This is a genomic window from Acetobacter tropicalis, assembly GCF_030644465.1.
Taxonomy (GTDB): Bacteria; Pseudomonadota; Alphaproteobacteria; order Acetobacterales; family Acetobacteraceae; genus Acetobacter; species Acetobacter tropicalis.
The window spans coordinates 59,297-71,729 of the sequence record NZ_JAUYUW010000001.1 but is presented as its reverse complement, the minus strand read 5'-3'; the positions used below and the strand labels follow the sequence as shown (position 1 = coordinate 71,729).

12 protein-coding genes are annotated in these 12,433 nt (G+C 54.6%); 11 read left to right on the top strand and 1 reads right to left on the bottom strand.

Translation table 11 applies throughout. The features are described from left to right. The first annotated feature begins 82 nt into the window (after positions 1–82). The 9 genes from cysT to QWU00_RS00315 all read left to right on the top strand — a co-directional run bounded on the left by cysT (position 83) and on the right by QWU00_RS00315 (position 9,438). Complete coding sequence (gene cysT / locus QWU00_RS00355; RefSeq protein ID WP_035381825.1) at positions 83–934, top strand: sulfate ABC transporter permease subunit CysT; 852 nt, start codon at positions 83–85, stop codon at positions 932–934. Further along, a complete protein-coding gene (locus tag QWU00_RS00350) occupies positions 931–1,734 on the top strand; it encodes a sulfate ABC transporter permease (RefSeq protein WP_035381827.1) in 804 nt (267 codons plus the stop codon). The genes cysT and QWU00_RS00350 overlap by 4 nt, the downstream gene beginning before the upstream one ends. Further along, positions 1,731–2,798 (top strand): sulfate/molybdate ABC transporter ATP-binding protein, encoded by a 1,068-nt coding sequence (locus tag QWU00_RS00345; RefSeq protein ID WP_035381829.1) that lies wholly within the window; start codon positions 1,731–1,733, stop codon positions 2,796–2,798. The genes QWU00_RS00350 and QWU00_RS00345 overlap by 4 nt, the downstream gene beginning before the upstream one ends. A 145-nt stretch (positions 2,799–2,943) precedes the next feature. Further along, positions 2,944–3,288 (top strand): DUF2849 domain-containing protein, encoded by a 345-nt coding sequence (locus QWU00_RS00340; protein ID WP_035381830.1) that lies wholly within the window; start codon positions 2,944–2,946, stop codon positions 3,286–3,288. A gap of 31 nt (positions 3,289–3,319) precedes the next feature. Beyond that, the gene (locus tag QWU00_RS00335) at positions 3,320–5,014 is read left to right on the top strand and encodes a nitrite/sulfite reductase (protein ID WP_035381832.1); all 1,695 of its coding nucleotides are present in this window, start codon (positions 3,320–3,322) and stop codon (positions 5,012–5,014) included. After that, positions 5,001–5,489, top strand: a complete 489-nt coding sequence (locus QWU00_RS00330) for a DUF934 domain-containing protein (RefSeq protein ID WP_035381833.1) — start codon at positions 5,001–5,003, stop codon at positions 5,487–5,489. Before QWU00_RS00335 ends, QWU00_RS00330 begins: the two co-directional genes overlap by 14 nt. An 18-nt stretch (positions 5,490–5,507) precedes the next feature. Further along, on the top strand, positions 5,508–7,529 hold the full coding sequence (locus QWU00_RS00325; RefSeq protein WP_035381835.1) for a glycosyltransferase N-terminal domain-containing protein: 2,022 nt from the start codon (positions 5,508–5,510) through the stop codon (positions 7,527–7,529). After that, on the top strand, positions 7,529–8,530 hold the full coding sequence (lpxK, locus tag QWU00_RS00320) for a tetraacyldisaccharide 4'-kinase (RefSeq protein WP_035382032.1): 1,002 nt from the start codon (positions 7,529–7,531) through the stop codon (positions 8,528–8,530). Before QWU00_RS00325 ends, lpxK begins: the two co-directional genes overlap by 1 nt. Further along, entirely contained in the window at positions 8,527–9,438 is a 912-nt protein-coding gene (locus QWU00_RS00315; RefSeq protein ID WP_035381837.1) for a lysophospholipid acyltransferase family protein, read from the top strand. Before lpxK ends, QWU00_RS00315 begins: the two co-directional genes overlap by 4 nt. A gap of 66 nt (positions 9,439–9,504) precedes the next feature. Here the strand turns inward: QWU00_RS00315 and QWU00_RS00310 are convergent, their stop codons facing one another. Continuing rightward, positions 9,505–10,401, bottom strand: coding sequence for a glucosamine inositolphosphorylceramide transferase family protein (locus QWU00_RS00310; protein WP_035381839.1), 897 nt, complete (start codon positions 10,399–10,401; stop codon positions 9,505–9,507). Between the two features lie 142 nt (positions 10,402–10,543). Here QWU00_RS00310 and QWU00_RS00305 point away from each other — a divergent pair, with 142 nt between their 5' ends. Continuing rightward, on the top strand, positions 10,544–11,341 hold the full coding sequence (locus tag QWU00_RS00305; RefSeq protein ID WP_035382034.1) for an inositol monophosphatase family protein: 798 nt from the start codon (positions 10,544–10,546) through the stop codon (positions 11,339–11,341). Positions 11,342–11,440: 99 nt separating this feature from the next. Next, complete coding sequence (locus QWU00_RS00300; protein ID WP_035381841.1) at positions 11,441–12,304, top strand: lipid-binding SYLF domain-containing protein; 864 nt, start codon at positions 11,441–11,443, stop codon at positions 12,302–12,304. The last annotated feature ends 129 nt before the right edge of the window (positions 12,305–12,433 follow it).

Genomic DNA, 12,433 nt, shown 5'->3' with positions numbered 1-12,433 from the left:
TACCGTCTGGCGCAGGTCATGTGCGGTATTGTGAGGGTGCTGGCATCACCAAAAGTCTCTTTCTTGAAATGTCTATGCTGTGATGAAGCAGACGTTTTTAACCTTCCTGCGAGGCGGTAAGTCTGCTCTGCCCGGCTACCGGCTGTCACTTGCGGCAACGCTTGTGTGGACCGGCTTTTTTATTATCCTGCCGTTATGTGCGCTTGCCATAAGGCCGTGGCAGGATGGCATGGGGGCGGTGGTCGGCGCGCTGCATGATACGCGCATGTTTGCCGCTCTCTGGACCAGTTTTTCCTGTGCAGCTATGGCGGCGCTCTTCAATATTCCGCTGGGGCTGATTCTGGCTTGGGCGTTGGTGCGAGGAGAGCTGCCGGGCCGCAGATTTGCGGATGCATTGATCGATCTGCCTTTAGCGCTCCCTACCGCTGTATCTGGCATAACATTGGCTACGCTTTACGGGCCTCAAGGCTGGTTGGGGGCTCCCTTGGCCAAGTTGGGCATCGTGGTGGCGTATAGTCGCCCCGGTATAGTTCTGGCTCTCATGTTTGTTGGGCTTCCTTTTGTCGTCCGTACAGTGGAGCCCGTGCTGAAAAACCTTCCTCGTGATCTTGAAGAAGCCGCCGTGCTGTTGGGTGCGAGACCTTGGCAGGTTGTTGTCAGGGTGGTGCTGGCACCATTGGTCCCCGCCTTGATTACAGGGTTTGGGTTGGCGTTTGCGCGTGGAGTGGGAGAATACGGTTCTGTTATTTTTATTGCAGGAAACCAGCCCTTTCGCAGTGAAATAGCCCCCCTGCTGGTAGTGGTAAGGTTGCAGGAGTTTGACTATCCCGGCGCAACTGCCATTGCCCTTGTATTGTTGCTGACATCTCTGGCCGCTCTTGCTCTTGTCGGTCTGGTGCGGCGGAAGTTCTCGGCGTGGGGAGATGCCGCATGAAAACCTACCTGCTCTGGGTAGTCTCGTGGGCTGTTATCGCCATTGTTTTGCTCATGCCGCCTGCTGTGGTGGTGACCGAGGCCCTGAAAAACGGGATTGGCCCTGCCCTCGAAACGCTGAAAGATCCGGATGGCATTGCGGCGATCTGGCTGACGCTAGAAGTGAGTGTCGTGTCTGTTGCTCTCAATACGCTGTTTGGGGTTCTGGCGGCGTGGTTGTTGACGAAATACCGTTTTCCAGGGCGTTCAGTATTACTTGTGTTAGTAGAACTTCCTCTCAGCATTTCACCCGTCGTGTCCGGTTTGGTCTGGTTGTTACTGTTCGGGGCTCAAGGCTGGTGGGGGCAGGCTCTGGAGCAGGCAGGGATTCATGTTGCGTTTGCTGTGCCTGGCATCATGCTGGCTACGTTGTTTGTAACGCTGCCGTATGTGGTGCGCACTCTGGTGCCGCTGATGGAGCAGCAGGGACGTGATGCGGAAGAGGCCGCAATGCTTGCAGGTGCAGGGTTCTGGCAAATTCTGTGGCGTGTCACATTACCTGGCGCGCGAGTGGCTCTGTTTTCAGGTGTTTTGCTGACAACCGCGCGTGCCATGGGGGAGTTTGGCGCTGTTTCTGTGGTTTCCGGGCATATTCCGGGGCTGACCGAAACCATGCCTTTGCACATTGAAAGTCTTTATAATGGGTACCAGACTGTTGCGGCTTTCACCATGGCAACGCTCTTGGCGGTCATGGCTATGAGCGCGGTTCTGCTGCGTTCCGTGCCCGAATGGATCACCCGTTGGCGGGAGAAACAGGCATGAGCGTTGTAATCCAGAATCTGGTGCGGAATGCCCCGGGCACACGGAAGCGCCTCCTGAATGATGTCTCTTTGGACGTGCCAACCGGCTCATTCGTGGCATTGGTGGGACCATCAGGTGCGGGCAAGACTACCTTGTTACGGGCCATTGCGGGCCTTGATACCTGCGAGAGCGGCGCTTTGCTTCTGGATGGCCAGAAAGTTGAGAATATGCAGGACAGAGCCCGCAAGATCGGGTTTGTCTTTCAAAACTACGCGCTCTTCCCGCATATGACTGTTGCCCGTAACATCAGTTTTGGGTTGGACGTTCAGCCTCGGGCGATACGTCCTTCAAAAAATGATATCGCCGCACGGGTTCAGGAACTGCTGGCGTTGATGCAGTTGCCTGATATGGGCAAGGCTTACCCTGCCCGGCTTTCTGGCGGACAGCGGCAGCGTGTTGCCCTTGCCCGTGCTTTGGCGACAGGCCCCGGCGTACTGCTGCTGGACGAACCTTTTGGTGCGCTTGATCCTATTGTAAGGCGGGCTATTCGTTCCTGGCTGCGGTCCCTGCATGATCGGTTGGGATTAACCACTATTCTTGTGACGCATGATCAGGAAGAAGCTCTGGAGGTTGCTGACCGTATTGTGGTGATGCAACAGGGCTCCATCGTGCAGGACGCAACGCCTGAAGTGTTGGATCGCGAGCCTGCTACGGCTTTTGTAATGGAGTTTCTGGGGGAAGCAGCCATATTTCGGGGCGTGGTGCAGGAGGGTTGGTTTACTCCGGATGAAGAGGGTGTTTTGCCTTTTGCCGTGACGGGTGAGATTTCATCCGGCCCGGCTGATGCCATGATCCGCCCGTTTGAAATTGCAGTTGCATCTCCAGATCTTGCGCAGGGTCAGGTCATCCCCATCTCTTCTCAAGGTGTACGGAATGGCTATAGGCATTATCTGGCGCGTTTGAAGGATCGGACCATTGCCGTGCATATCCCTGATTATGCTGAAGAAAATGCGTTTCCACGCGGAGATGGCGTTCTAGATATCAGCAGATCCCGTCTGTTCAGGAATGGAAAGCGATATGTTTAGTCTCAAGGATATGGGGATTATCCGGTAAGGACATGCAGGTGACGGTGCTACGCAATAACCATCGTTTTCAAGCGTGTTATCTTGATAAACTCAGTTGCTCTGTGTAAAATTTATCCTCTTGGGTCGTTCCAGAAAGGGGCCTTTTATGGACCGCAGAAATAACCGCCGGGATGCAGAAGGTTCCAGCGTGATTACCGCCAATCGTTTGCTGGATGGGCGTATTGTCTGGCTGGCAGCGGATGGTCAGTGGTCGCCTCATATACGGAACGCCCACGTCTATTCGAATGTGGAAATCGAGGATGCTCTCAAGAAGCAGACGGCGAGTGCACAGGATAATGAACTGGTTGGCGTTTATGGCGTGCAGGTCTCCCTGTCCCCCACTGGTCCGGTGCCTGTGACCAGCCGTGAGTGTATCCGGGCTGGTGGACCTAGCGTGCATCCAGACTTTACGCCCGAATGGCAGGAACGACCTGCCGTTTCTCCCGCCTGATTCGCGACGTTAACCAAGGTCTCTTTTTATCATGTCTCACGCCCCTCATTCTTCCCTGCCTGTTGGGCATTATGCTTACGATGAGGTTGACCGCACGTTTCTCAAACAGCGTGTGGCTCAGTTTCGGGATCAGGTGGAACGGCGCATTTCCGGTGCGTTGACAGAGGAAGAATTCAAGCCGCTCCGCCTCATGAACGGCCTGTATCTTCAGTTGCACGCTTATATGCTGCGTGTGGCTATTCCGTATGGCGTGCTTAATTCCGGACAGATGCGCACTCTTGCGCAGATTGCTCAGCGGTATGACCGTGATTACGGGCATTTCACCACGCGGCAGAATATTCAGTTCAACTGGATCAAGCTGGAAGACACGCCCGATATTCTTGCGCTTCTGGCAGATGCGGATATGCATGCCCTTCAGACAAGTGGCAACTGTATCCGGAACGTGACCGCCGACCAGTTTGCTGGTGCCGCGGCGGATGAGGTGCTTGACCCTCGTATCCATGCGGAAATTTTGCGGCAGTGGTCCACGTTGCATCCGGAATTCACATTTCTGCCGCGTAAATTCAAAATCGCGATTTCCGGTAGCCCACAGGATCGTGTAGCGGCGCGCTTTCATGATATCGGGCTGATGGCCCGTAAGGATGAAAATGGCCGAGCAGTATTCGAAGTGTATGTCGGTGGCGGACTAGGTCGCACGCCTATCGTTGGCGTAAAATTACGTGATGATCTGCCAGAAGAAGACCTGATCGCTTATCTGGAAGCTATTCTGCGGGTTTATAATGAATTTGGCCGCCGGGATAATATCTATAAGGCACGGATCAAAATTCTGGTTCAGGCCTTGGGCGTGCAGGAATTCCGCAACCGTGTGAATGCCGAATTTGTGGCGATGGACCGGGCACGTTACAAGCTGGATGAAAAGATTGTAGCCGCTATTCAGGCGCGTTTTGGAGTTCCTGATTTTGATCCCGCGGGTCAAGCCGCAGAAAAACTGATTCAGCAGCGCAAGGCTGATCGGGCGTTTGATTTCTGGGTGCGTACCAATACACATGCTCACAAGCAGCCGGGCTATGTCTCGGTAACAATTTCCTGCAAGCCAGCGGGAGGAATACCTGGGGATGTCACATCCGCGCAGATGAATCTTCTGGCGGATCTGGCCGATCAACTCAGTTTTGGTGAATTGCGCATCACGCATTTGCAGAACGTTGTTTTGGGGCATGTCAGGCAGGACAAGCTCTATGCCTTGTGGCAGACGCTTGATCAGAATGGGTTGGGCACCGCCAATGTCGGGTTTATTTCTGACATCGTTGCCTGCCCTGGGTTGGATTACTGTGCGCTGGCCAACGCCCGGTCCATTCCCATTGCGCAGAAGTTGAGTGAGCGTTTTGCAAGCCCTGAATTGCAGCGGGAAATTGGTCCTCTGCGGTTGAATATTTCTGGCTGCATCAATGCCTGCGGGCATCATCACGCAGGGCATATCGGTATTCTCGGGGTAGATAAACGAGGAGAGGAAGCGTTTCAGATCACTCTGGGTGGTGCTGCGGATCAGGATACGGTATCCATCGGTCAGATTATCGGGGCAGCAATGTCCGAAGATGAAACAGTTGATGCAATCGCCCGGATTATTGATACGTATCTTGCGAGAAGGACGGCGGGTGAGCAGTTTATCGACACGTGCCGCCGTTTAGGCACAGCACCATTCAAGGACGCCGCGTATGCCCCTGCTTGAGAACGGCCAGATTAAAGAAGATAACTGGCAGGTTGCCATTGAAGGCGAGGCTCTGCCTTCAGGTGATGTGCTGGTGCCGCTGGCCCGGTTGTCTGAAGGGTTGGGTCGCAACAACGATGGCCGTCTTGGTGTCGTGTTGAATGCCGGAGATTCGGTGGAAGAACTGCGCAGCGTCCTGCCCCGTCTGAGCAGCATACAGGTTACTTTCCCCATTTTTCGGGATGGCCGGCCTTTCACGCAGGCAAGAGCTTTGCGTGAGCATCTGCACTTTGAAGGGGAACTTCGTGCAGGTGGGCATATTCTGCCCGATCAGTATGAATTTCTGCTGCGTTGTGGGGTCAATAGCGTGGTTGTGCCGGAAGGCGTGGATGCTGCTGTCTGGCAAAAAGCGCATGAGACTTTTAGTGTGGCGTATCAACCTTCTGTGCTGAACGAACAGCCAGAAGGATTTGCTTTCAGGAGAAAGCTGCTTTAGCGCCGGAGGCCGGTTGGCGTGAGGCCGTTTCGTCTTTCCTCCGGTTCTCTTTTGCGCAAGGTTCTGATTTCCTCTGTCAGAGGCTATCTGGGGCTGACCCTGCGTACCATGCGCTGGACGTTCACCGTGGATCCCGCAGCCCGTAAACTGCTGACAGCGCAGGATGGGCATACGGCCATTGTGGCGTTCTGGCATGAAGCACTGCCCTTGACGCCTGCATTATGGTGGTGGGCAGAGCCTCAAAACCCGACATTACGGTTACATGTGCTGATAAGCCGTAATCGGGATGGTCGGTTGATTGCCGATATTGTGGCACCATGGCGCATCTGGTCCATTGCGGGCTCTTCGGATACGCGAGGCAAGAATAAGGGCGGTGCCGCAGCCATACGGCGTATGCGGGCAAGATTGCGGCATGGGGGTATTGTCGCCATTACGCCTGATGGTCCGCGCGGGCCACGACGGCAGGCGCAACAAGGAGCCGCAGCCCTTGCTGCCATGGTAAAAATGCCTATCGTGCCTGTAGGGGCAACGTGCTCCGGCTTTCGTTTAAAATCTTGGGATAGAATGATTGTTCCCGTGCCATTTGGGAAAGGTCGTTTTGTGTGTGGCGCTCCGCTTTTTCATCTGCATGCGGATGGACGAAGCGCTGCGGAGGCTGGCCAGTTGTTATCAGCCGCCATTACGGATGCGATGGGACAAGCCGAAGCAGCCATGCCCAGTAAGGCTAGGATAGCAGATTTACCTACGGAAGAATTTCGCCCTCAACCTCTTGATCTCATGCCATCGCGTCTGTGGGCTACGGCGGCAACTGTTGCCGCTCCTGCATTACCGTTTTTCTTGAGATGGCGGCAGACACGCGGCAAGGAGATAGCTTCTCGCGTACGGGAAAAAATGGGGTTTGCTTCTCAGCCTCGTCCCTTAGGTGCAGTGATCTGGTTTCACGCGGCGAGTGTGGGAGAAGTTGTTTCTATTCTGCCACTCGTTGAAAATTGTCTCCGGCAGAATGCACGAGTGACGGCATTGATGACAACGGGTACAGTTACTGCCGCCCGTATGGTCGCCCAGAGAACAGTACAGGAAGCCCGGATTGTTCATCAGTTTGTTCCTCTGGATGTACCGCGTTGGGGGAAACGCTTTTTAAGTCACTGGCGGCCACAGGCTGCCATTTTCACGGAAAGCGAGTTGTGGCCCAATCTGATCGGGTTGTGTCACGAGCGTAATCTTCCCGTTGCCTTGGTCAATGGCCGGATGTCACCCGTATCTTTCAAAAAATGGTGTAACGCACCGCGTATTGCTCGCCGTATGTTGGATCGTTTTGCGTGGATTGCGCCGCGTTCGTCGGAGGATGCCCGCCATTTCGAGGCGCTGGGGGCCCGTAATCTGCTCGCTTGTGGGGACCTGAAAACGGTGGCGCACGCTCTTCCTGTGCAGGAAGACGCATTGCAAAAACTTCAGACATATATCGGGAAGCGCCCTTTGTTTTTGGCGGCTTCCACCCATGAAGGGGAAGAGGAGGACATCCGTAAAGCTCTGGAACAGTTACGGAATGACGTTCCTGATCTTCTGACGCTTGTCGTGCCGAGGCACCCCGAACGGGGCGCGATCGTCAGTTCCCTGTTTTCTGGTGCGCCTCGTCGTTCTTTGGGCCAATTACCGGAAAAGACGGATTCAGTTTGGGTGTGCGATACATTGGGGGAGTTGGGGCTTTTTTATCGTCTCGCACCCATGGTTTTTATTGGCAATAGCTTGCCTGACGTAAAAGGCGGTGGTGGGCATAATCCGCTTGAGCCAGCACGTCTGGACTGCGCGCTGGCTACAGGGCCGTTGGTTCATAATTTTATAGAGGCATTTCGTAGTCTTGGAGAAAGCGTGACAGTAGTGGAGACGGCGACTGATTTTGCCGCATGGGTACGACAAATGGTTAGCGACCCGGAACTGCGCGCGCGCAAAGCGACATTAAGCCAGGAGCGGGTCTCTGCTGTGAATGGAGATCTGATTGACCGTTTGACTACTCGTGTTCTGGATCTGCTGAAATCATGATTCATCCGCCGCGCTTCTGGCAGGACCCTGATGCAAAATGGTTACCTCTCCTCCTCTCCCCTCTAGCAGGAGTGGTTTCTGCTTATGCAGAGATTCGGCAGAAACAGCCCGGTTGGAAAGCTCCTATCCCGGTTTTGTGCTGTGGGAATATGACAACGGGCGGCACAGGCAAGACGACAGTGGTGCTGGATATGGCGCAGAGATTGCAGAACCGGCAGATCAGCGTGCATGTGTTGATTCGGGGATATGGGGGGAAGATTAAGGCAACAACACGAGTAGAGCCAGCCGTTCACACAGCTCGCGATGTGGGAGATGAAGCATTGCTTCTTGCAGCCCGATGTCCAACGTGGATCGGGGGTGATCGTGTTGCCTCAGCCCGCGCGGCAATCAGTGCCGGAGCGCAGTGTTTACTCATGGATGACGGGTTTCAAAACCCCGGGTTGCACAAAGACATCTCTCTGCTGAGTGTTGATGGTGTTGTCGGAGTGGGCAATGGACGTGTGCTTCCGGCAGGTCCGCTCCGCGAACGAACTCAGGACGCATTGGGCCGCGCCTCAGCCGTTCTGCTGATTGGCCCCGACAAAACGGGCTTTCTGGCCAAGTATGCCCCAATCCTTCCTGCGGGCTGTACTGTTCTCCACGCTTTTCTCCAGCCAGATTTGGCCGGTATTGCTGCCCTCAAGGAAAAGCCATGCCTTGCTTTTGCGGGCTTGGGGCGCCCCTCCAAATTTTTTGAGGGGTTGAAGGAGGCTGGTGTGTTTATGAGGCGGGTCATCGCTTTTCCTGATCATTATTTCTATAAGGCGCAGGATATTGAGCGTCTTCTAACGCTTGCCAAACAAGACGGTGCGCAATTGGTCACAACCCCCAAGGATTTTGTACGTCTTCCTTCTTCTTTCCGCCCACATGTCCAGACTGTGGGGGTTGGATTGACATGGGCGGATGAGACGGCACCAGAAAGTCTTCTCGATCGACTCCTTCCTTGCGGAACACTGAGATGAGCAAGGGGGAGATAACTGCGCTCATGCGCATTGAAGCGGCATTTGCGCACGGTTTGCTGGCGGCGTTTCTGAAAATGGGCCCCGTCAAAGCGTCCAACTTTGCTGGACGTGTAAGCCGCTTTATCGGCCCGCTTCTTCCTGTTTCCAAAGTTGCAGATCGCAATCTACAGCTTGCCATGCCGGAATTGAACCGTTCTCAACGCAAGCGGATTGTCCGTGGTGTATGGGAGAATTTGGGGCGTACCGTGGGGGAACTTCCTCACCTTTCTCGTTTGCAGGAAAACACATCTTATGGACCGGGGTATGAGGTTCAGGGGGCGGACTATCTACACGAGCAGGCACGCAAGGGCGGTTCTGTTCTGTTTGTTTCAGGGCATATCGGAAATTGGGAAATGTTGCCGCCGGGCGTGGCGCGGCATGGTACCCCGTTTGCCTCTTTTTATAGGGCCGCAGGTAATCCCTTGATTGACAGCATGATACGCCGCCTGCGTGATACGGCTATGGCCCCTACCCCCATGCCTCTTTTCGCCAAAGGTGCGCGGGGTGCGCGGGAGGCTTTGATGTATGTCGCCAAAGGTGGCCGTCTGGGTATGTTGGTTGACCAGAAAATGAATGATGGCGTTGAGGCGCGTTTTTTTGGCCAGCCCGCCATGACCGCCCCCGCGTTGGCGGCTATGGCGCTGCGGTATCGGTGTGCAGTGATCCCAGGTTACGTGGAACGGCTGGGGCCAGCGCGTCTCCGAATTATTGTGGAACCGCCTATGACATTGCCTGACACGGGGGACAAGCAGCAGGATTTGGAAGCTCTTGTTCAAATGGTGAATGATCGGCTGGAAAGCTGGATCAGACGCAAGCCGGAAAGCTGGCTCTGGCTCCACAGGCGTTGGCCTAAAGCTCTCTATCTCTAAACATGCTGCTTTGTGGGCGTGTTTTATGCACGTAATGCGTCTGATCGCCGGGCGGATTTTCGTGGCTTATCTCGGCACGAACGTTTTCTGGAGCCACCGTTTCACATCATAAGCATGACGGGCCGGTGAATGACTGATGCGTTTTGCATCAATCAGCGTGACGTTTCCAGCAGCCGAAAGTGTATGCAGGCCGTCCGTCCAAGGCTGAAAGGCCTTGGGGGCCGCAAGCGTGTGAATGACCGACGTTGTACAATGTGTGGGGCTTAAGCCTGAAAGACGAACAAGAGAGATGCCCCCCCCATAGGTTTGTGTACAATCCTGGGTCGGAAGAATGAGGTCGTTGCCGTCCACGATGGGCGTTCCTCCAGGGCGGCCGCTGGACAGATTTTCACGGATAGGGTTGGCCGGGTGCAAGTGCCATGGGCCGGTTAGGCGGTCTGCAAAAGCTGCGCACAGCATGGATTTTTTTTCACGCCCCGTTCCCGGAGGGCTGAAGAACATCCACCAAAGCCCTTTAAAGAATATGGGCGATGCATCAATGGCTGCGACAGGAAACGTGAACTGATTATTTTTTTCCCATACGTCAGGGAAAGTGGAGGCGCGATAGAGGGTCAGGTGGCCGGACCGATGCGCTTCCGGTAGCATCCAGAATGACCCTTCATGATGGAAGACGACGGGATAGGAAAGATGCCACGGTTCCGACAGCACGCGGGCACGCCGTACAAACTGAAGAGAGGAGTCATATTGAAGCATATCGATTTTGCCGCATTTTGTCCGGTAATCGTAAGCTTCAGCAAAAATGTATAGATTGTGTTCGTGCCAGACGCCAAATGGGTCCGCCAGAAAACGCATGCCGTGATCGTTTCCAATCCACTGAGGAGTAAACCCTTCAAGCGTTTCCGCCCTAAGAATGGTCGCCATGGGGGCGCGGATAATGCCTGTCTGCCACTGGTCTGTTCTCATAAAGGGCAAAATCCAGCCTCCTCGCCGTAAGTTAAGGGCTTGTTTGTAGAGCGATCCTGCTTTTGTACGCACAGATGTCGCTTCGCAAGAGACTTGACGTTATGGTGCAGCCCATATGTCTGCTTTTTGGGAGTTGTGTTCTATGTCCTCACCCGATCCGGCTATTGCCTGTCGTCTGGAAGCTGCAAGGGCTGTGGTGCATGATGCGGCTTGCCTTGCCATGTCCATGCGTCCGCCACCGGGTGGCCCGGCCGGAAAGCAGAAAGCCGCCCAGGATTGGCTGACAGAGACAGACGGCGCAGTAGAAACATTTATTGCCGAACGTATGAAGGCACTTTTTCCGGATGATGGTTTTCAGGGAGAAGAAGGCGGTGTAGCGCGCGCAGGCCAGTTGCGTTGGGTGGTAGACCCGATTGATGGAACCTCTAATTATGCACGGGGCAGAAGCCGGTGGTGTGTGTCTTTGGGGCTTCTGGACGGCGATGAACCTGTGGCAGGGGTTATTGAAGCGCCCGCGTTGGGAGAAGTCTATACGGCTCTGCGCGGCCACGGCGCTTTTCTGAACGGCAAACGGATACAGGCCTCTCCGGTTGCTGACCCCGCAAGTGCCATGATTGAAATGGGCTGGAGTAACCGTGTTCCTAAACCCGTTTTCATGGAAAAGATTGACGCCATTATGGATCTGGGCGCAATGCCCCGCTCGGGTGGTTCAGGCGCGCTGGCCTTGGCGGATGTGGCCTGCGGGCGGCTGGATGGCTATATCGAAATTGTCATCAACCTGTGGGATGTGGCTGCTGCCCTCCCCTTGCTGGCGGAGGCAGGAGCCTATGTTTCTCCCTTCCTGCGGGATGGAGGTTTGACGGGGCCAGCAACCATTCTTGCCGCCAATCCTCATATTGCAGACGTTCTTTCAAAAGCAGTATCTATCCCACTTGAGTGAAAGCCCAGAGAGAACGTTCATTTTTCAGGCCATTCTGCCGCCATAAAATCCTGCTTTTGTTATGACCCATGGTTGCGGCCCATAATGGAGACCACCCGTATGCAGTCCGTTTATCGTTTTACGTCTTTCTCTCTGGCTCTGGGGGGCATGATTGCTCTTACCAGTGTGCCAGTCCAGGCTCGCGCAGCTGAAACAGTTCAGACATTGGTGGATAAGGCTGCTCTCACAGTTCAGGATATTTTTGTGGGTGCTACAGGCCAAAGCGCCGTAGCGGTCAATTTGGCTAAAGCGCGTGCGGTTATGGTGTGTCCGTCCATTTTCCGGATGTCCATAGCCTTTGGTGGTGCCGGAGGAGGCTGCCTTCTTTTGGCAAGGGATGCGCGTGGCTCATGGTCTGACCCTGCGTTTTATACGCTTAGCACCGCCTCTTTCGGGCTTCAGTTAGGGGTGCAGAATTCTCAGGCCATGTTCTTTGTTATGACGGATCGTGGGTTGCAGGCTCTGCTGGATAGTCAGTTTCAGTTTGGTGCGAATGCGGGTGTTTCGTTCGCAACTCTGAGCAGTAACGTGGAGCGTGGAAATGCTGGAGCCAGGAACACCGACATTCTGGTGGCGCAGAAATCACAGGGGTTGTTTGCTGGGGCAGCACTGGGAGGCACTAAATTGACGGTCAATAGTGATGCCAACCGTAAATATTACGGTCAAAGTGTCGGGCCGGAGGATATTGTGGTTTCCATGCGCGTCAATAATTCTGGCGCAGACCCACTCCGCAGTGTTTTGACCCGGTATGGCAAGTTGTCTTCTGCCACGCTGACCTCCTCCAATGGCAAAACAACGCAAGCTACTTCCGCTTTTCAACCTACAAATGAGGTTGATACGGTGCCCAACTACCAGGGCGGTGCGACTTCAGGTGCAGCCTCCGTGCAGCATGAATCGCTTGCTCCACTTAAGGCGGGAAAATGAGAAGCCTGATGGGCTTGTAACGGGATGGTTGGAAGAAACGGAACGGCACAGGTTTCGTTTCTTCGTATTTTTCAAGTTGAGTAAATATAAAAACAGCTCATTTAATCCGAGCCTAGCAGCCCTTTTTTC